Annotated in this window: 19 protein-coding genes; all 19 read left to right on the plus strand. The window is 31.2% G+C overall.

The features are described 5' to 3' along the window. The first annotated feature begins 338 nt into the window (after positions 1 to 338). The 19 genes from LOS89_RS02725 (at position 339) to LOS89_RS02815 (ending at position 19,262) form a co-directional block, all read left to right on the plus strand. Entirely contained in the window at positions 339 to 1,598 is a 1,260-nt protein-coding gene (locus LOS89_RS02725) for an ABC transporter ATP-binding protein (RefSeq protein WP_231836206.1), read from the plus strand. A gap of 11 nt (positions 1,599 to 1,609) precedes the next feature. After that, positions 1,610 to 2,389 (plus strand): FkbM family methyltransferase, encoded by a 780-nt coding sequence (locus LOS89_RS02730; protein WP_231836208.1) that lies wholly within the window; start codon positions 1,610 to 1,612, stop codon positions 2,387 to 2,389. Positions 2,390 to 2,391: 2 nt separating this feature from the next. Further along, positions 2,392 to 3,465: a DegT/DnrJ/EryC1/StrS family aminotransferase gene (locus LOS89_RS02735; protein ID WP_231836209.1), complete on the plus strand. Its 1,074-nt coding sequence runs from the start codon at positions 2,392 to 2,394 to the stop codon at positions 3,463 to 3,465. Next, the gene (locus tag LOS89_RS02740; protein ID WP_231836211.1) at positions 3,466 to 4,170 is read left to right on the plus strand and encodes a WbqC family protein; all 705 of its coding nucleotides are present in this window, start codon (positions 3,466 to 3,468) and stop codon (positions 4,168 to 4,170) included. Then, positions 4,167 to 4,577 carry a GNAT family N-acetyltransferase gene (locus tag LOS89_RS02745; RefSeq protein ID WP_231836212.1) on the plus strand — a complete coding sequence of 137 codons (411 nt, stop codon included), beginning with the start codon at positions 4,167 to 4,169 and terminating at the stop codon, positions 4,575 to 4,577. Before LOS89_RS02740 ends, LOS89_RS02745 begins: the two co-directional genes overlap by 4 nt. A gap of 3 nt (positions 4,578 to 4,580) precedes the next feature. After that, positions 4,581 to 5,471, plus strand: coding sequence for a glycosyltransferase family 2 protein (locus LOS89_RS02750; RefSeq protein ID WP_231836214.1), 891 nt, complete (start codon positions 4,581 to 4,583; stop codon positions 5,469 to 5,471). A 4-nt stretch (positions 5,472 to 5,475) separates the two neighbouring features. After that, positions 5,476 to 6,492: an acyltransferase family protein gene (locus LOS89_RS02755; protein WP_231836215.1), complete on the plus strand. Its 1,017-nt coding sequence runs from the start codon at positions 5,476 to 5,478 to the stop codon at positions 6,490 to 6,492. A 12-nt stretch (positions 6,493 to 6,504) separates the two neighbouring features. Continuing rightward, positions 6,505 to 7,401 carry a glycosyltransferase family 2 protein gene (locus LOS89_RS02760; protein ID WP_231836216.1) on the plus strand — a complete coding sequence of 299 codons (897 nt, stop codon included), beginning with the start codon at positions 6,505 to 6,507 and terminating at the stop codon, positions 7,399 to 7,401. Beyond that, positions 7,401 to 8,345, plus strand: a complete 945-nt coding sequence (locus tag LOS89_RS02765; RefSeq protein WP_231836217.1) for a glycosyltransferase family 2 protein — start codon at positions 7,401 to 7,403, stop codon at positions 8,343 to 8,345. The genes LOS89_RS02760 and LOS89_RS02765 overlap by 1 nt, the downstream gene beginning before the upstream one ends. Before the next feature lie 101 nt (positions 8,346 to 8,446). Further along, entirely contained in the window at positions 8,447 to 9,445 is a 999-nt protein-coding gene (locus tag LOS89_RS02770; protein ID WP_231836219.1) for a glycosyltransferase family 2 protein, read from the plus strand. Further along, positions 9,442 to 10,371: a glycosyltransferase gene (locus LOS89_RS02775; protein WP_231836220.1), complete on the plus strand. Its 930-nt coding sequence runs from the start codon at positions 9,442 to 9,444 to the stop codon at positions 10,369 to 10,371. Before LOS89_RS02770 ends, LOS89_RS02775 begins: the two co-directional genes overlap by 4 nt. Beyond that, positions 10,372 to 11,526, plus strand: a complete 1,155-nt coding sequence (locus LOS89_RS02780) for a glycosyltransferase (protein ID WP_231836221.1) — start codon at positions 10,372 to 10,374, stop codon at positions 11,524 to 11,526. Beyond that, a complete protein-coding gene (locus LOS89_RS02785; protein WP_231836222.1) occupies positions 11,517 to 12,530 on the plus strand; it encodes a glycosyltransferase family A protein in 1,014 nt (337 codons plus the stop codon). Before LOS89_RS02780 ends, LOS89_RS02785 begins: the two co-directional genes overlap by 10 nt. A gap of 1 nt (position 12,531) precedes the next feature. Continuing rightward, positions 12,532 to 13,164: a CatB-related O-acetyltransferase gene (locus LOS89_RS02790; protein ID WP_231836223.1), complete on the plus strand. Its 633-nt coding sequence runs from the start codon at positions 12,532 to 12,534 to the stop codon at positions 13,162 to 13,164. Then, positions 13,157 to 13,822 (plus strand): acylneuraminate cytidylyltransferase family protein, encoded by a 666-nt coding sequence (locus LOS89_RS02795; protein ID WP_231836224.1) that lies wholly within the window; start codon positions 13,157 to 13,159, stop codon positions 13,820 to 13,822. The genes LOS89_RS02790 and LOS89_RS02795 overlap by 8 nt, the downstream gene beginning before the upstream one ends. A gap of 519 nt (positions 13,823 to 14,341) precedes the next feature. Beyond that, positions 14,342 to 15,382 (plus strand): N-acetylneuraminate synthase, encoded by a 1,041-nt coding sequence (gene neuB / locus LOS89_RS02800; RefSeq protein WP_231836226.1) that lies wholly within the window; start codon positions 14,342 to 14,344, stop codon positions 15,380 to 15,382. Positions 15,383 to 15,741: 359 nt separating this feature from the next. Beyond that, positions 15,742 to 16,866 carry a UDP-N-acetylglucosamine 2-epimerase gene (gene neuC / locus LOS89_RS02805; protein WP_231836228.1) on the plus strand — a complete coding sequence of 375 codons (1,125 nt, stop codon included), beginning with the start codon at positions 15,742 to 15,744 and terminating at the stop codon, positions 16,864 to 16,866. Continuing rightward, on the plus strand, positions 16,866 to 18,302 hold the full coding sequence (locus tag LOS89_RS02810) for an MBOAT family O-acyltransferase (protein WP_231836230.1): 1,437 nt from the start codon (positions 16,866 to 16,868) through the stop codon (positions 18,300 to 18,302). The genes neuC and LOS89_RS02810 overlap by 1 nt, the downstream gene beginning before the upstream one ends. Positions 18,303 to 18,305: 3 nt before the next feature. Beyond that, positions 18,306 to 19,262 carry an LB_356 family protein gene (locus LOS89_RS02815; protein WP_231836232.1) on the plus strand — a complete coding sequence of 319 codons (957 nt, stop codon included), beginning with the start codon at positions 18,306 to 18,308 and terminating at the stop codon, positions 19,260 to 19,262. Positions 19,263 to 19,277 lie beyond the last annotated feature (15 nt).

Here is a 19,277-nt window from a genome sequence, read left to right on the forward strand (position 1 = left end):
TTTAGAGGTAAGCTGTTGAGATACTGGTTGACTAGGAGATTTGGAGATTATAGACCTTTTGTGTACATTGTGAAAAACCTAGTGCACTTAGTGGTTAAGAAAAACTATGTTCGCTATGCCAAGTACAACGCTTAAATCAACATAAAGAAAACTAATGTGTCTATGTGTTTAAAAAAATTAAAGTTGATTTTTGAACTTGCGTTTGAACTTGAATTTGAACTTGAAAAAATAATTAAAATATTGTCACTTCGAGCGCAGTCGAGAACTAATGAAAACTTCGATACTTCGACTGAGCTCAGCACAGGCAAGCTCAGTCTGACAAGAATAAATATAATAAAATGAGTAAAGTAGTAATAAAAGCTGAAAATATCTCTAAACAATATCGTCTAGGGCTTGTAGGAACTGGAACAGTAAAAGACGATATGAAACGTTGGTGGTATAATTTTCGCGGTAAAGAAGATCCCTTTTTAAAAATCGGAGAGGCAAACGACAGAAGTAGTAAAGGAGAAAGTAATTATGTTTGGAGTTTGCAAGACATAAATTTTGAAATTAATCAAGGAGATTCTGTTGGGATTATAGGTCGTAATGGTGCTGGGAAATCAACATTGTTAAAAATATTGAGTCAAGTAACCCAACCTACTACTGGTAAAATTTATACCAAGGGCAGAATTGCATCTTTGTTAGAAGTTGGAACGGGATTTCATCCTGAAATGACAGGGAGAGAAAATATTTATCTGAATGGTGCTATTTTAGGAATGCGTAAACATGAAATTAAAAGGAAGTTTGATGAAATTGTAGCCTTCTCTGGGGTTGAACGTTATATTGATACTCCCGTAAAGCGATATTCTTCAGGCATGTATGTCCGTTTGGCTTTTGCAGTGGCAGCACATTTAGAATCGGAGATTTTGATTGTAGATGAGGTGTTGGCAGTAGGCGATGCTGAGTTCCAAAAGAAATGTTTAGGGAAGATGAATGATGTGAGTAAGGGTGAAGGAAGAACGGTGTTGTTTGTGAGTCATAATATGGCAGCGGTGAAAAGTTTATGCAATTCTGGTATGGTTTTAAAAAATGGAGGCTTATATTTTCAAGGTACCGCTGAAAATGCTGTGTCTAATTATTTAGCTGGGGAATCAGATTCGTTAAATCATAAAAAATTTGGTAATGATTTTGATTTTCAACAATTAAAGCTAAATGAGATTAGTATTAACCCTAAAGGCTTAACTTCAGATGAAATATTAAATGAATATCATGAATTAGAATTTCATACCAATTTAGAAATAAAATCACAACCTGAAAGATTACATTTGACGTATGTGTTAAAAGATAGTAACGGGGAGGCATTATTTACATTTTCGACGGCGGGAACAGCTCAATTAAGAAATGGGATCAATGAATTAATATGTAGTTTTCCAAAAGGATTTTTAAATATTGGAAATTATTATTTAGATTTATATTTGATTGAGGATTCAAAAAAAGCAGTTTTACATGAGCCAGATGTTCTTGCATTTACAATTCAAGAAGGACCAAGACCATTGGGGGCTTGGATGGGAAGAGAACCTGGATTTATTAAACCTGTTTTTGAATGGGTTAATTTATAAAATTTACAATTTTGAAAAAGATAATTAAAAAAATAGCGATTAAATTATTTAATCCAATAGCTAAAAGATTAGGTTACGTTAGGGGGGTACAAACAGTAAATTTGAAAAATGCATTTGAGAAAAACACTCTTTTAGAAGTTTTTTTTGATAACATAAAGTCAATGGGTTTTATACCTAAGCATATTATAGATGTTGGGGCTAACCACGGAACATGGACACGTGAAACTTTGAAGTATTTTCCAGAAGCTTATTACACACTAATAGAACCGCAGGAATGGTTGAAGCCTTCTTTGCAAGATATTTTAGATGTAAATTCAAAAGTTACATTTAATGCAGTTGGAGCAGGAGACAAATCAGGATCGTTTATGTTTACTATTGTAAATAGAGATGATAGCTGTTCGTTCAGATATACTGAAGAAGAAGCAAAAGCGGGAGGTTTTAAACAAGTTGAAATTCCTATCGTTACATTGAACGAAATGGTATCTAATAATGCTACTTTGCCATTTCCTGATTTAGTTAAGATTGATGCGGAAGGTTTAGATATTAACGTTTTAGAGGGAGCTTCTGATTTAATGGGAAAAACAGAAGTTTTTTTAGTGGAAGCGGCTCTTTTCTGCAAAGAATTTGATAATAGCTTGTTGAAAATGGTAGATTACATGGACAAAAAAGGGTATTCTTTATTTGAAATTACCGATTTAAACCGTCCGTTCCAACCACAAGTTTTATGGTTAGTCGAGTTGGCTTTCATTAAAAAAGGAGGAATAATAGATAATTATAAAATCAATTACTAGAAATGATCAACGTAACTAAAACTTTTTTTCCTCCATTAGAAGAATACCAAAAACAATTACAACGTATTTGGTCAAACGAATGGTTAACCAATCGTGGAGAATTGGTGCTAGAATTAGAAGAAAAGTTAAAAAATTATTTGTCAGTTGACCATATTTTGGTAACTAATAATGGCACCATTCCTATTCAGATTGCTTTAAAGTTATTGGGTAATGGGGGTGAAATTATTACGACGCCATTCAGTTACGTGGCCACCTCTGCTGCTATTGTATGGGAACATTGTACACCTGCTTTTGTAGATATTCATCCCGAATATTTAACTATTGATGAAACTAAAATAGAATCAGCGATAACCGATAAAACAACAGCAATATTAGCAACTCATGTTTTTGGGAATCCCTGCCATGTCGAAGCTATTGAAGCTATTGCAAAAAAGTACCAGCTAAAAGTAATTTATGATGCTGCTCATGCCTTTGGAGTAACTCATAATGGCACCTCTATTTTTGAATATGGCGATGTGAGCACTTGTAGCTTTCATGCTACGAAATTATTTCATACAGGGGAAGGCGGCGCTTTATTTGCAAAAGATCCTAAATTACAGCATCAGTTGTTTTACAGTCATAATTTTGGACATGACGGACCTTTAGCGTTTCACGGTTTAGGAATCAATGGTAAGATTTCAGAATTACAAGCGGCTATGGGATTAGCGGTTTTACCTCACATGGAAACTATCTTAGCCGAACGAAAAAGAGTTGTAGATTTTTACAATCAAAACTTAGATGTTACTAAAGTGCAAACTTTGAAAATAAGAGAAAATACGGTGTGGAATTACAGTTATTATCCTATTGTTTTTGAAGATGAAGATACTTTGTTACGCGTGCAAAAAGCATTGAATGAAGAACAGATTTTTCCAAGACGTTATTTTTATCCATCTTTGAATACCATTAATTATGTTGAAAATTCAAGTATGCCTGTTTCAGAAAGTATTGCAGCAAGAATACTTTGTTTGCCTATGTATGTAGAGTTAAATCAATCTGATTTAGAATTTATTGTTTCTATATTAAACGGAAATTGTTAAATGAAATTAGCCATCATGCAACCTTATTTTTTTCCTTACATTGGTTATTTTCAGTTAATCAATGCAGTGGATAAGTTTATTATTTATGATGATGTTAATTATATTAAAGGGGGATGGATAAATAGAAATAATATTCTTATCAATAATAAAAGTTATTTGTTTACAGTACCGTTAGAAAGTTTAAGTTCATTTCAGCAAATAAATCATACTATTTTACATCCAAAGTTGTATCCGATTTGGAAAACCAAATTTTTAAAAACTTTAGAACAATCTTATAAAAAAGCTCCTTATTACAATCATGTTATAAATTTGGTTGAAAATGTTTTAAATACAAATACTAATTTAGTAGGTAAATTAGCGGCAGAGAGTATTACAGCAGTATGTGATTATTTAGATATTAATACTCAAATCATAGAAACTTCTGAGGGTTACAAAAATCAAGAATTAAAAGGTCAAGAAAGAATTATTTCTTTATGTAAAATTGAGTGTGCGAATTATTACATAAACCCAATAGGTGGAATTGATTTATATTCAAAAGAAGATTTTAAAAAACAAGAAATTACTCTTAATTTTATAAAGTCAAGTTCATTTGAGTACAATCAATTTGGTAATGAATTCATACCTTGGTTGTCGATAATTGATATTTTAATGTTTAATAACGTTCATGATGTAAAGCAAATTTTAAATCAATACGAATTAATATGAAAGAGAAATTGATTCATTTCCTCAAAGATTTAAATATTAAAATGAATAATGAATTACTGAGCTTAGACGCTGTAGAATATGTTGAGAAAATAAAAGAACATGCTTCTATAATTTCAGTTTACAATAATGACAGTTTAGTAGCTTTTATCGCTTATTATGATAATGATCCTAATTTTGACTTTGCCTTTTTGTCAATGTTAGCAGTTTGTAATGATTTTAAAGGTATGGGTTATGGTAAAAGTCTTTTGGAAATTTCAATTAGAAAAATTGAAAAGAAAGGATTTAAAAGATATGGTTTAGAAGTTAAGAAAAATAATTTTGACGCTATTAAACTCTACGAGAAATATGGTTTCGTTTTCAAAGAGGAAAGAAAAAATGGTTTCATTTACATGGAAAAAAAAATGTAAGTTATGATGGTAAGTGTTTTAATGATTACTTATGGGCATGAAAAATATATCCGTCAGGCTATTGAAGGGGTGTTGATGCAGGAAACTGATTTCGATTTTGAACTGATTGTTGCCAATGATAATTCTCCCGATAATTCGGATAAAGTTATTGTTGATCTTATTGAGAACCACCCAAAAGGAAAATTAATCAAATATATAGATAGGAAGAATAATATTGGGATGCAGGCAAATTTTTCTGATGCGTATTCTAATTGTTCAGGTAAATATATAGCTAATTGTGAAGGCGACGACTATTGGACAGACCCTTACAAACTCCAAAAACAAGTTGATTTTTTAGAAACCAATCCTGATTATGTGTTATGTTTTCACAAAGTGAAAATTTTAAAACCAAAAGGAGAATTAGTTGAAGATTTCATTACAAAAGTTCCAGAAAATTACGAAGCACAAGAAACTTTTGCCCGTTTGGGTAATTATATTCACACTCCTTCTGTAGTTTATAGAAATATTCTTAGAAAGTTTCCTGAAGAATTTGAAATGTCTCCAATTGGAGATTATTTTCTTTACATGATGTTGGCTGAACATGGAAAATTTAAATATATGGATGAGGAAATGGCTGTCTATCGTTTTGGAGTTGGAATCCATTCGGTAAACTCGCAAATTAAAATGGCAAAAGCTAATTTTAAATTATTCACCTTACTGTTATCTTATTTTAATAATCCTAAAATAAATCATATTCTTTTAGATCGTCAGTTAAATGCACTTGATAATTTTGAACACTTGGTAAGAAGCGAATATCAAGAAGCATTTGTTTCCCATCATGTCTTTTTTAAAGCACTACAATCGTTAAAGCATCCGAGTAAATTTTGGAGGAAAATTAAAAATAAATTCAACTAAATTGATGAAAAATAATTTTGATTTTCTTCGTTTAATTTTTGCTTTATTTGTTGTTATTGCTCATAGTTATCCCTTGTCGGGAAATTTAATTTCAAATCAATGGATTTATCAAGTTACCAATGGACAGATAGAGCTTTCTAATATTGGTTTAAATGGTTTTTTTATCATTAGTGGCTATTTAATTTTTCAGAGTTTAGAAAGAAGTAAAACAATTGTTAGCTATTTGTGGAAACGTGTTTTACGATTGTTTCCAGCTCTATTCGTAGTGTTGTTATTAACTGTTTTTTTAGCGCCTCTGGTTTATGAAAGTACAACACCTTATATGCAAAATAAGGAAGTGTTTTCTTATTTGCCAAGGAATCTTCTCTTATACGATTTGCAGTATCACATTAAGGGTATTTTTGATCAGAATCCTTATCCTTCAGCAATTAATGGATCACTTTGGACTATTTGTTATGAGTTTTCAATGTATTTGTTATTAGGCTTATTGTTTTTTATAAAAAACGATAAAGTTAGATTTGCGTTAGTATTGTTTGCCTTTTTATTTATGTTTTTAGGTTACAATTTTCTAATGGAAAAATATGGCGCAATTTATAGATTTGGAATGCAGGTTTTGCCTTTTTTTAATCTGGGAACTTTCTTTGTGGCTGGCGCATTATTAGGAGTCGCTAAGGTTGAAACTATAAAACATAAAGTTGGATTGTTATTTGTGGTGTTTTTAGTAATATTAGTAGCTTTACATTTCAATGTTTATGACGCTACAAAGCATGTTTTATTATCGTTGTTTGTTTTGTTATTTGGATTGATTGCCCTTTATCCTATTAGTAAAATTAATGTAATTGGAGATTTATCCTATGGGATTTATATTTATGGATTCCCAATTCAACAAACCTTAATGTATTATTTTAAGCTAAATACAAATACCTTAATTTTGTTTTCTGTTTTGATCGCTATGCTATTTGGTTATCTTTCTTGGCATTTAATAGAGAAACGTATGTTGGTTTTTAAAAATAAATTTTAATTGTATAAATAAATGTTAGCCATCATTATACCCTTTTACAAACTCACGTTCTTTGAAGCTACGTTACAATCGCTAGCGCATCAGAGCGATAAACGTTTTAAAGTTTACATTGGAGATGATGCTAGTCCAGAAGATTGTACCACATTATTGCAAAAATTTGAAGGACAGTTTGATTTTATATACCATCGTTTTGAAACCAATTTAGGAGGCATTAGTTTAACCCAACAATGGGAACGTTGTATTGTGCTTTCTGAGGATGAAGAATGGTTGATGATTTTGGGTGATGATGATATATTGGGAGACAATGTGGTGGAGGAGTTTTATAAATCAAAACAGGGTCTTGACAAAGAAAGGGTTAATGTATTTAAATTAGCTTCGGTAATTATTAATGAAACTGGAAAACCGATTTCAAAAATTTACAAGCATCCTTCAAGAGAAAAAGCATCTAATGCCTATTGGAAACATTATAAAGGAGAAAGTAGAAGTTCTTTGTCAGAATATATTTTTAGAAGAAGTTGTTACAATCAATATAAATTTACCAATTTCCCTTTAGCTTGGCATGCCGATGACAAAGCATGGTTGGATTTTTCTCAAGATGGGATTTTGTTTGGATGTAATGAGGCTATTGTTCAAGTTCGATTGTCCTCCGAAAATATCTCGGGAAGAAATGATAATATTTCTTTAAAGCGTAAAGCACGAATGCTGTTTCTAGAAGATATTATCCGCTACAAGTGGGATTATTTTACAAACCCTCAAAGGAATGTTTTTTTGTTTGACTTTGGAATTTTAATAAAAGAGAATAAAGAGATAACTTTTAAAAGAGTTTTTTTAGTGTTTTATAAGTTTTGTTTTATGGGGTGTTTTTATGACGCATTTCGTTTTATAAGGCGCATTTATTGGATAAAGTAATGAATATTTCTGTTATTATACCCGTTTACAATGCTGCTGCTTACATTGAAAAAGCGGTGACTTCTGCTTTGTTTCATAGTGAAGTAAAAGAAATAGTTGTAGTAAGTGATGGAAGTACAGATAATTCTTTACCGATTCTTCAAAAATTACAACAATCCGATGCTAGAATTAAAATATATCATCATGAAAATAAGGTCAATAAAGGACGTTCTGCAAGTCGTAATTTAGCCTTGCAAAAAGCAACCCAACCTTTTATTGCCTTTTTAGATGCCGATGATTTTTACTTGGAAAATCGTTTTGAAAATGATATAAAGCTATTTGAATCAGATTCTTCTATTGACGGAGTTTATAACGCCATTGGGGTTCATTTTTATAGAAACGCCACACAAGAAGAAAAAAACGAGCTTAATTTAACAACAGTTAGAGAAAATATTTTACCTGTAAATTTATTTGAAGAATTACTATCAGGTAAAAAAGGGTATTTTTCAATTGATGGTTTAGTTGTAAAAAAACAAGTTTTTGAGAAAATTGGCTATTTTAATGAAGAGTTATTGGTGGCTGAAGATACAGAGTTAATCCTTAAAATGACTTTAAGAGCCAAATTGGTTACAGGTATTATAGATAAGCCAGTTTGTTTAAGAGGAGTTCATGATGTTAATAGTTTTTCAAATGAGAAATTATACAAAGTGTATAGGATAAAAATGTATGATTCTCTTCTTAGATGGATAATAAAGGAAAAGATAGCAATTAAGAAAACATTACCTGTTTTAAAGTTGCTTTTTTATTATCGTTTGAAATATATTGATTCATTATGGGAAGATTGTGTATATTGGATGAAATTAGCATTAATTTGCCCTAAGTTACTAGGGACAGAAATGTTTATTAAAAATTTCCCCTTAATTAGTAGAAGAAAAATCATCTTTAAAAGGTTTAACATAAAATAAAAAATATTTTATATTTAATTTCAAAGTTAGAATTTAGGATTGAAAATAAAAGAAAAATAAAGTGAGAAAAAATTGTAAGTAAATATTCTGAAAAATAAAACATGAGCACACCATTGGTTTCAATCATTATACCAACTTTTAATAGAGCAAGTATTATTAATGATACATTAGATTCAATTTTGGATCAAACCTATTCAAATTGGGAGTGTCTTGTGGTTGACGATGGATCTACAGATGAAACAAAAAAAGTAATTCATAATTATGCATTAAAAGATCCAAGAATAAGTGCTTTAGAAAGACCTCCAGAAAAAAGTAAGGGAGCTAATTCGTGCAGAAATTATGGTCTTTCACTAGCTAAAGGAGATTATGTTATTTTTTTTGATAGTGATGATATTATGGTAATGACCTGTCTGGAAAAAAGAGTTGAGGCTTTTAATAAATATGAAAATAAAGACTTTTTGGTTTTTTCAATGGGGATTTTCAAAAAAAAGTATGCTTATGAGATTCCCCCAAATCGAAAAGTGGTAAATCTTCCTTTGGACAAAACAATAGAAGATTTTATTTTAAGTGTTGCTTTGCCATGGAATGTGTGTCGTCCAATTTTTAAAATGTCACTGATTCAGAATAAAATAGGTTTTAATGAAAAAATCCATAATTTTCAAGATGACGAATTTCATATTAGATTACTAAGCGAACTGAAACCGGATTATTTATCTATTGATATAACAGATTGTTACTATCGTTACGATGAAGTAAGTTTAAATAAATATGAATCATTGAGCGGATACCAAAATATCGTAAATTGTTTCAATGAATACTACACCACAGTTTTTAAAGCTTTGAACGAAGAACAAAAACAGAAGCTTAATAAGCAATTAAAACGTAAATTTTTTAACCAAATTAGCTTTTATGTTATTCCTAAGATAAATCGAGAAGTGCTTTTTGAAACCATTAAGCTTTTTGATGAAAAAATCGGTTTTACATTTAAAGAAAAGTTGATTTTTAATTTAGTATTGTTTTTAAACAAATATTATTACCAAAAAAAAGGATATTATCTTGTTTCAAAACAACTAAAAAAAACTATAAATAACAATTTATGAAACCATTAATAAGCGTTTGTATGATTACATATAATCATGGAGATTATATAGAAGAAGCAATCGACGGAATAATAACGCAGGAGTGTTCTTATCCAATAGAATTAATAATTAGTGATGATTTTTCTCCAGATGATACAGAATCTTTAGTAAAGAATAAAATAAAAGAAATTCGCAGCAACATTTCTATAAAATATGTTAGACATGAAAAAAACATAGGAATGATGAATAATTTTGATTTTGCATATAATCAATGTAACGGAGCATATGTCGCAATTTGCGAAGGAGATGACTATTGGAGTGATAAAAAGAAACTGCAAAAGCAAGTGGATTTCTTAGAAAAAAACAGTGAGTATGTTTTGTGTTTTCACAATGCGGAGGTATTGTATGAAAATTCTAAAGAAAGAAGATTGTTTATAGAAAAATATGAAAAAGAGGATTATTCTGCCAAAGATATTCTGAGAGAATGGTATATTCCAACTGCCAGTATGGTTTTTAGAAATGTCCCTGAAAAACTCCCTGACTATATGATGTCAGCACCTCATAGTGATTTAGGTTTTCAACTCTTTTTGTCAAAATTTGGAAAATTTAAATTGATAAATGAGGTTATGTCCGTCTATAGAAAAAATGATTTTGGAGTTTCAAACCAATATAATACATTAAAATATTATAATTCTTACATTGCTCAAATGATTGCTATGGATTTTTATTTTGAAAAAAAAATCAGAAAAGAACTGCGTTTTAATATTTTTATGGCTTATAATAAAATAATTACAAATAGAGTTTATAATAACAACTTACATCAGCTATCATGTTATTTAAGATTGTTTTATTTTGATTTTGAAATTTTAATTCGAAACAGGAAAACGGTATTTATAACAACAAAAAGCTTGTTGCTTAACTTAATTCATGGGAGATCCCGTAAATAAATGAAAATCCTATTCGTCTCTATGCCTTCGCTTCATGTGGTTCGTTGGATTGAAAATCTAAACGCATCTGGATATGAATTGTACTGGTTTGATTTATTAGGAAAAGGAAAATTACATACAAAAATCTCCATTCAGCAAATTACAGATTGGAAAAGAAGAAAAGTACCTTACATTAAAGGAGAATACTTTTTACAACGAAAGTTTCCTGTTTTTTATAATACTTTACAGCCTTTTTTAGAAGTTACGGCAAACGAAAAATTAGCACAAATTCTAAACGAAATCCAACCCGACTTAGTGCATAGTTTTGAAATGCAAACTTGCAGTTATCCAATTTTGGAAACCATGCAAAAATTTCCACAAATCAAATGGTTGTATTCGTGTTGGGGTAGCGATTTGTTTTATTATCAAAACCAACCGCAACACGAGTCAAAAATTAAAGCAGTTTTAAGTCGTATTCAGTATCTACATACCGATTGTGAACGTGATTTTATAATTGCAAAAAAATTAGGATTCAAAGGACGTCACACTGGTGTAATTCCTGGTGGAGGTGGTTTTCATTTGGAACAACTTTTACCGTATTCACAACCGATATCCGAACGAAAAATCATTTTAATTAAGGGCTATCACCATAATGTAGGTAGAGGTTTGGTGTTAGTAAAAGCAGTACAAAGTATTCAGGAAAGTATTCAAAAACTAGGTTTTAAAGTGGTAGTTTTTGGAGCGCATCCTATAGTAATCGAGTTTATAAAGGAAAATAAATTGCCTTATGAAGTACACGATCGTCACGGATTAGCGCATCATGATTTGTTGCAACTCATGGGAAAAGCAGCAATATATTTAGGAAATAGTATTTCAGATGGTATGCCGAATACGCTATTGGAAGCCATTATTATGGGCGCTTTTCCAATTCAGTCGAATCCTGGAAAGGTAACCGCCGAAATTATATCAGAAGGTGAAAATGGATTTTTAATAGAAAATCCAAATGATGACAATGCCATTTCAAATCTAATTATTAAGGTTTTACAGCAATCCGAATTACTTCCAAAAGCATTTGAAATCAATCAAAAAATTGCAAAAGAGCGATTAGATTATGCGGTTAATCAACAAAAAATAGTAGCTTTATACCATCAAATTGAAAACGATACATGCGAGTAGGCTTCAACCCCAACAAAGATAAAGTCCTTCCAAAATCGGATTATACCCATCAGGTGGTTGTACCTGTTTATATACCACATCAAAACGATTATTTTAAAGATAGTTTTCAAATTTTGCAGTTGTGTTTGGAGTCGCTTTTTAAAACATGTCATGATAAAACCTACATAACAGTTGTAAACAATGGAAGTTGTATCGAAGTCGTTAATTATTTGAATCAATTACAACAAGAAGGAAAAATACAAGAAGTGATTCATACTAGTGCCATAGGAAAACTAAATGCAATTTTAAAAGGATTGACCGGGCATCAATTCCCTTTAATCACGATAACAGATGCTGATGTGTTGTTCTTAAATAATTGGCAAAAAGCTACGTATGAAGTTTTTGAAGCTTTTCCAAAAGCCGGTGTGGTTAGTACTACGCCTTCATCAAAAGTATTAAAGCAGTACACGAGTAATGTGTTGATTTCAAATTTTTTATCGAAGAAATTAAAATTCACAAATGTTGTTAACCCCAATGCTATGGCAATGTTTGCAGAAAGTATTGGTAATAAGGATTTTTATAAATCAATTCATTTGAAAAAATATTTAACCATAACTAGTAAAAATGTCAGTGCAGTAATAGGAGCGGGTCATTTTGTAGCTACTTATAGAGGGCATGTTTTTGATAAATTAAAAAACAGATACACTTCTTTAGCTTTAGGAGGAGCAAGTGAAACAATGTTTTTAGATAAACCAGTTAATGATTTGGGATATTGGCGGTTGTCAACGAAAGAAAATTACACCTATCATTTAGGTAATACAAAAGAAAATTGGATGGATACTATATTTGAAAATATAGTTAAGGCAGATGGTGTTGAAGATATTAAATTGATGGATAATGTTACGTCTTCAAAAATAAGAGTATTCAGTTATAATATTTTTTATAAATTGTTAGCAATTAAAATGGTATGGAGATTGTTTTTGCAATTTAAAGGATTGTCTACTGCTGAATCTAAATTGTATTAGAATGAGAAAATTTATAAAAAAAATACTCTACTATTTTTTGAATGTTGTTGAACAAAGAAAAGAAGTAATACTTTCAGGTTTTTCAAGAGGGCTACAAAATGTAACTTTTGAAGGTAAAAATGCAGTACCTGATGGTTGTAATTTTTCAGGTAAAATAAAAATTGGTTATGCCACTACGCTCGGCTATAGGAATTTACTAGGAGGTACAATTTCCATCGGCAAGTATTGTCAATTAGGAGTTGATGTAGCTTTGCATGCTACCAATCATCCTATTTCTTACATGACCACTTATATCAATCAAAACCTATTTCAAGGGGATTTAAAGCAGCTAAAAGAAGAAAATACTATTACAATTGGTCACGATGTTTGGATAGGTCATGGTGTTATTATTGTGGGTAATGTAACTATAGGAAATGGAGCCATTTTAGCAGCCGGAAGTGTAATAACAAAAGATGTTGCGCCTTATAGTATTGTTGCAGGAATTCCAGCTAAAGAAGTTCGTAAACGTTTTTCGGAAACCATTATTCAAGAGATAGAAACATTACAATGGTGGGATAAGTCAGAACAGGAATTGGAGAAAATAAAACCATTATTTTTCAAAGATTTTTCAAATAGACACAGTATTTATGAGTAAAACCATAGCCATCATTCCAGCACGAGGCGGTTCTAAACGCTTACCGGGTAAAAACATAAAACTATTGGGAGAAATTCCTCTTATTGCTCACAGTATTTTGTATGCGAAAGAGCATGATTTTATTGATGCGGTTTACGTTTCCACCGATGACGTGGCTATTGCAGCGGTGGCTTTACAATATGGAGCTGTAGTTATTGATAGACCTCAAGAAATTTCAGGTGATTTGGAACCTACTGTTTCGGCTTTAAAGCATGTTATTGAATCCATCGATGGAGCAGTTGAAAATGTAATATTATTACAAGCTACTAATCCCTTGCGACCACAAAATCTACTACAAGAAGCTTTTACTATTTTTCAAGAACAACAATTCGATAGTTTGTTTACCGTTTCGCGAAGTCATCATAAATTAGGAAAAATTATCGATGACCAATTTATCCCTTTTAATTATAAAGTTGGCCAACGCAGTCAGGATTTAGAGCCTTTATATTACGAAAATGGGTTGCTTTATATTACAAAAGCATCTATTATACTCCAAAATGAAATCATTACAAAAGATGCTTTTCCGTTAGAAGTGAATCATCCTTTTGCTAATGTAGATATCGATACACAAGAAGATTTTGATTATGCTGAGTATTTGGTTGGGAAGTTTCAGATTTAAAGTTTCAGGTTTTTGTAACACATATTAAAGAAATTAATTTAATCGGAAAAATCTTTTATGAACTTTTCAACATAATCTTAATAAACTTTAAAAACTTATATGACTTATATGGTTTAATTTTAGCCACATAGAAACATAGTTTTTGCACAGAGTTGCACCGAGTTTTTTTGGAAATGTATTGTGTTGAGAGAGTTACACAGAGGCGTTTTACTAGAAAGAGTTTTAAGTTTCAAGTTTCAGGTTTTTGTATGTTGATTTTTTTTGGAACTCGGATGATACTGATTTAGCTAATGAACACGGATTTTTTTAATTTAAATGAGTTAAAGTAAAAAATCTTAGAAGGAATTGTCCCCTTGAGGTCCCGATAGCTATCGGGATTAGGGATGTTTCGGATGTTGTTTGCTACCAATTATGATTGATATTGATTAAAGATGATACGCTATTTAATCAAACTTCATAAACTTTATTATATTTGAAAAAAAACTATTCACTAATTACTATTCACTAATCACTAAATATATGAATCCCTACATAGAAATAGCAGGAAGAAAAATAGGACCTGATTTTCCACCATTAGTTATTGCTGAAATCGGTATAAATCATGAAGGTTCGCTTCAAGTAGCCAAAGAAATGGTAGATGCAGCTCATAGAGCAGGCGTTGAGGTGGTGAAACACCAAACCCATATTGTAGCTGACGAAATGAGTGGTGCTGCTAAAAAAGTCATTCCAGGAAATGCCGACGTGTCTATTTATGACATTATGGAACGTTGTGCTTTAAACGAAGAAGAGGAACTGGAGTTGAAAAATTATGTAGAAAGCAAAGGCATGATTTTTATCTCAACGCCTTTCTCTCGTGCTGCGGCCGAACGTTTGAAAAAGTTTGATATTCCAGCTTATAAAATTGGTTCGGGAGAATGTAATAATTATCCCTTATTAGAGCATATTGCCTCTTTTGGTAAACCAGTAATTTTAAGTACGGGCATGAATACCATAGCAAGTATTCAAAAGGCAGTAGCTGTTTTTGACAAACACAATATTCCAGTAGCTTTATTACATACCACTAATTTATATCCAACCCCAATTCATTTAGTACGATTTGGTGCGATGATGGAAATGCATCAAGCGTTCCCTGATAAAGTTTTTGGATTATCGGATCATACGTTAAATAATAACGCATGTTTGGGTGCTGTTGCTTTAGGAGCCTCCATTTTAGAGCGTCACTTTACCGACCACATGAACCGAACAGGTCCAGATATTGTATGTAGTATGGATGAGCAAGCCACTAAAGAACTAATCATCAATAGTGCCGAAATGGCGCAAATGCGAGGCGGAACCAAAAAACCGGCAGACGAAGAACAAGTGACAATTGATTTTGCTTTTGCAACGGTTTGTTCTATTGCCTCTATCCAAAAAGGAGAAATGTTAACCAAAGAGAATATTTGGGTAAAACGACCTGGAACTGGTAAAATTTTAGCAGAACATTTTGATTCGTTATTAGGAAAAAAAGCGACAAGAGATATTGCCAATGACGAGCAATTGGATTTTGGCGATTTTGAGTAAGTTTTACATCCCCCCAACCCCCTTCAAAGGGGGAGTTACTTCTTAAACGTTTTTGTCTCTTTCTTTTCAATTAGTCTTCTAGAAAAAGTTCTCGCCAAAAGTCTTTGTAGGAATTCCCCCTTTGAAGGGGGTAGGGGGATGTTTATATGGGTTTAAATATAAAAATATCTCGACTTCGCTCGATATGACGCGTATTAGTTCAAATAAAATTGTAATTCCACTAATGTCACTCTGAGCGGAGTCGAAGGCTGATGAAAACTATCTCGACTTCGCTCAATAGGACAAACAAAATGTATAAAAAACACATTTTAAATCATTAACCAAAAATCCTATATTTGCAACACGATAGCAAACAAAAAATGTCCAAAAAAATCCTATTTCTTACGGGCACTCGTGCCGATTTTGGTAAAATAAAATCCTTGATTCAAATTTTGGAAGCACATCCCGAATTTGAACCATTTATTTTTGTTACAGGTATGCATTTGCAAAAAGAATATGGTTATACTTTGCTAGAAGTAGAACGATGTGGATTTACTAATATTCATACATTCGAAAATCACACGCACGAAACCACGATGGATTTGACTTTAGCGAAGACCATTGAAGGACTTTCTACTTATGTAAAATCTTGTGAGCCTGATATGATTGTCATTCATGGAGATAGAGTGGAAGCCTTAGCTGGTGCGATTGTAGGAAGTTTGAATAACATTTTAGTAGCGCATATTGAAGGAGGTGAAGTTTCTGGAACTATCGATGAGTTAATCCGTCACTCCACTAGTAAAATGAGTCACGTTCACTTTGTTTCTAATAAACAAGCCAAAAAACGTTTGATTCAAATGGGCGAATTAGAAAATGCTATTTTTACAATCGGTTCTCCAGATGTAGATATTATGTTTTCCAATACGTTACCCGATTTAGAAACCGCTAAACAGTATTATGAAATTGCATATGATAAATATGCCGTTGCGATGTTTCATCCCGTGACAACTGAAGCCAAATTTATGCAGGAATATGCAGATAATTTTGTAGACGCTTTATTAGAGGATTATCATAATTATGTAGTAGTTTTTCCCAATAACGATTTAGGAAGTCAAACTATTTTAAAATCGTATGAAAGATTAAAAGAGAACTCTCGATTCCGTATTTTTCCTTCGTTACGATTTGAATATTTTTTAACCTTATTAAAAAAATCTCAGTTCATTATTGGTAATAGTAGCGCGGGTATTCGAGAAGCTCCTTATTATGGATTGCCTATTATCAATATTGGAACACGACAACAAAATAGGGCACTCCACGCCGACATTATCAATGTAGATTATACATCGGAAAGTATTTCTAATGCTCTGAATGTTATAGATACTCATAAAGTACAACCAACAGAAAGCGATTTCGGAAAAGGAAATAGTGCTGAATTATTTTTGAAATCCCTTTTAAATGAGGATATTTGGCAACTAAATCATCAAAAACAATTCAGAGATAGTTAATGCTTTTTAATACCCTACAGTATTTTATTTTTTTACCCATTGTATTTATTATTTACTGGTGGGCTAATAATAAGTCCGTAAAACTTCAAAATATTTTATTGCTAATTGCCAGTTATTATTTCTATGCTTGTTGGGATTGGCGCTTTTTGTTTTTACTTGTTTTTTCTACTGGATTAGATTACTTTACGGGACTAAAGATGTTTGATGCTTCCACGATTAAAAGTAAGAAATTTTGGTTCTGGTTGAGCATTGTTGTTAATTTAGGTTTTTTAGGTGTTTTCAAGTATTATAACTTTTTTGCCGCATCATTTGCTGATTTTTTAAGCCATTTTGGTTTTCAAGTAAATATAAGAACCCTTGAAATTATTTTACCTGTTGGTATTTCTTTTTATACTTTTCACGGATTATCTTATGTAATTGATATTTATAAAAATCGTATCGAACCAGAGCGGAATATTGTTGATTACTCTTTGTTTGTGAGTTATTTTCCTTTATTAGTAGCGGGTCCAATAGAAAGAGCGACTCACTTATTGCCTCAATTAAAAAAGAAAAGAGATTTTTCCTACTCTAATGCGGTAGACGGCCTAAGACAAATTTTATGGGGGTTGATTAAAAAAGTAATAATAGCTGATAATTGTGCTCTTTATGCCAATGTGATTTTTGACAACCCTGAAAGTCATTCGGGAAGTAGCCTAGTTTTAGGAGCTGTGTTTTTTGCTTTTCAGATTTATGGTGATTTTTCGGGTTACTCGGATATTGCATTAGGAACTTCTAGATTATTAGGAATAGAATTATTGAAAAACTTTAATTATCCTTATTTTTCTAGAGATATTGCCGAGTTTTGGCGTCGTTTGCACATTTCATTATCTACTTGGTTTCGCGATTATTTATACATTCCTTTAGGTGGAAGCCAAGGCGGCATGTGGATGAAAGTCAGAAATACCTTTATTATCTTTTTAGTCAGTGGTTTTTGGCACGGTGCAAATTGGACTTTTATCGTTTGGGGTGCATTAAATGCCCTTTATATTATGCCGTCTATTATTTTAAATACCAATAGAAATAATTTAGAAATTGTAGCAAAAGGGAAATTTTTGCCTTCGGTTAAAGATTTTTGCCATATTCTATTAACTTTTGGTCTTACCGTAATAGCCTGGATATTTTTTAGAGCAGCATCTGTTAGCCAAGCTTTTTTGTATTTAAAAGGGATTTTTTCAAATTCTATACTTTCGATACCTGAGAATTTACCCAAAATTGAACTATTACTTTGTGGCTGTTTTTTACTGATGGAATGGTTAGGAAGAGAAAATAATTATGCGATAGCTAATTTTGGAAAGAGTTGGCATGTTATTTTTAGATGGAGTTTTTATCTGTTCCTGATTTTGATGTTGATTTATTTTGGTGCCAAGGAGCAGAATTTTATATATTTTCAATTTTAATTGATGAAAAGATTTATTAAAAGAATATTTGTTTTTTCTTTATTGACATTCATAATGTTAATTGGAATTATTGTGTCATCCAACATTTTAATTAATAAAGATTCCAATTTTTCAATTGATAAAAATTACGCGTATATTGTACTAGGTCACTCACATCCTGAAGAAGCTTTTAATGATTCTGTAATTCAAAAAACAAAAAATTTTGCTAGAGGTGGAGAACATTATTTTTATACTTATTTAAAAGCAAAAAAAATTATAGAATCCAATCCAAATGTTAAAGTAGTTTTCTTAGAGCTTACTAACAATCAGATTTCTACTGATATGACTAAGTGGATTGAAGATACTCAAAAAAATCTTGTGAATATTCCCAATTTTGCTCCCGTTATGACTTTTGAGGATCATTCTTTTTTGATAAAACAGAATCCATGGAGTTATTTTAAATCTCAAGAAATGGTCATCAAGAATAATTTAAACTTTTTGTTATATCGAAAAAAAAATATACTGAATCAACGCGATTGGGGTGGTTTTTATGCCAACCCTAGACAAAAAGTAGATTCCATTATTAAAAGTAATGAAAAGCAGAAAAAACTTAACTCTACGAAAATAGTAGTCGATACTACTAATCTACCTTTTGTTGATAAAATAGCATCGATTTGTAAAAAAAGAGGAATCCAATTGTTTTTGATACGATCGCCACAACATCCCAAATATATTTATTGTGAAAATGAAGAGCAATTACAAAAAATTTTAAAAACTAGATATTCACAACTGTTTTATTTAGATTTTGAAAACTTCTATTTGTTAAATGATGATTATGCCGATTTAGAGCACTTAAATTATAAAGGTGCTAAGAAATTCTCATTATTTTTTGATGCTTTGCTCAAGAAAGGACTTGTTGAAAGTTCTAATCCCGAACAATTGGTTCAAGATGAAATTGTAAAGCACAATACAATCAAATAGTGTTTTTCTAATTCT

The organism is Flavobacterium channae (assembly GCF_021172165.1).
GTDB classification, from domain to species: domain Bacteria; phylum Bacteroidota; class Bacteroidia; order Flavobacteriales; family Flavobacteriaceae; genus Flavobacterium; species Flavobacterium channae.

What these genes read in the sequence shown, in the direction of transcription:
- LOS89_RS02725 (WP_231836206.1), top strand. Translation starts at nt 339, where the DNA reads ATGAGTAAAGTAGTAATAAAAGCTGAAAATATCTCTAAACAATATCGT.
- LOS89_RS02735 (WP_231836209.1), top strand. Translation starts at nt 2,392, where the DNA reads ATGATCAACGTAACTAAAACTTTTTTTCCTCCATTAGAAGAATACCAA.
- LOS89_RS02740 (WP_231836211.1), top strand. Translation starts at nt 3,466, where the DNA reads ATGAAATTAGCCATCATGCAACCTTATTTTTTTCCTTACATTGGTTAT.
- LOS89_RS02745 (WP_231836212.1), top strand. Translation starts at nt 4,167, where the DNA reads ATGAAAGAGAAATTGATTCATTTCCTCAAAGATTTAAATATTAAAATG.
- LOS89_RS02750 (WP_231836214.1), top strand. Translation starts at nt 4,581, where the DNA reads ATGATGGTAAGTGTTTTAATGATTACTTATGGGCATGAAAAATATATC.
- LOS89_RS02755 (WP_231836215.1), top strand. Translation starts at nt 5,476, where the DNA reads ATGAAAAATAATTTTGATTTTCTTCGTTTAATTTTTGCTTTATTTGTT.
- LOS89_RS02760 (WP_231836216.1), top strand. Translation starts at nt 6,505, where the DNA reads ATGTTAGCCATCATTATACCCTTTTACAAACTCACGTTCTTTGAAGCT.
- LOS89_RS02765 (WP_231836217.1), top strand. Translation starts at nt 7,401, where the DNA reads ATGAATATTTCTGTTATTATACCCGTTTACAATGCTGCTGCTTACATT.
- LOS89_RS02770 (WP_231836219.1), top strand. Translation starts at nt 8,447, where the DNA reads ATGAGCACACCATTGGTTTCAATCATTATACCAACTTTTAATAGAGCA.
- LOS89_RS02775 (WP_231836220.1), top strand. Translation starts at nt 9,442, where the DNA reads ATGAAACCATTAATAAGCGTTTGTATGATTACATATAATCATGGAGAT.
- LOS89_RS02780 (WP_231836221.1), top strand. Translation starts at nt 10,372, where the DNA reads ATGAAAATCCTATTCGTCTCTATGCCTTCGCTTCATGTGGTTCGTTGG.
- LOS89_RS02785 (WP_231836222.1), top strand. Translation starts at nt 11,517, where the DNA reads ATGCGAGTAGGCTTCAACCCCAACAAAGATAAAGTCCTTCCAAAATCG.
- LOS89_RS02790 (WP_231836223.1), top strand. Translation starts at nt 12,532, where the DNA reads ATGAGAAAATTTATAAAAAAAATACTCTACTATTTTTTGAATGTTGTT.
- LOS89_RS02795 (WP_231836224.1), top strand. Translation starts at nt 13,157, where the DNA reads ATGAGTAAAACCATAGCCATCATTCCAGCACGAGGCGGTTCTAAACGC.
- neuB (WP_231836226.1), top strand. Translation starts at nt 14,342, where the DNA reads ATGAATCCCTACATAGAAATAGCAGGAAGAAAAATAGGACCTGATTTT.
- neuC (WP_231836228.1), top strand. Translation starts at nt 15,742, where the DNA reads ATGTCCAAAAAAATCCTATTTCTTACGGGCACTCGTGCCGATTTTGGT.
- LOS89_RS02810 (WP_231836230.1), top strand. Translation starts at nt 16,866, where the DNA reads ATGCTTTTTAATACCCTACAGTATTTTATTTTTTTACCCATTGTATTT.
- LOS89_RS02815 (WP_231836232.1), top strand. Translation starts at nt 18,306, where the DNA reads ATGAAAAGATTTATTAAAAGAATATTTGTTTTTTCTTTATTGACATTC.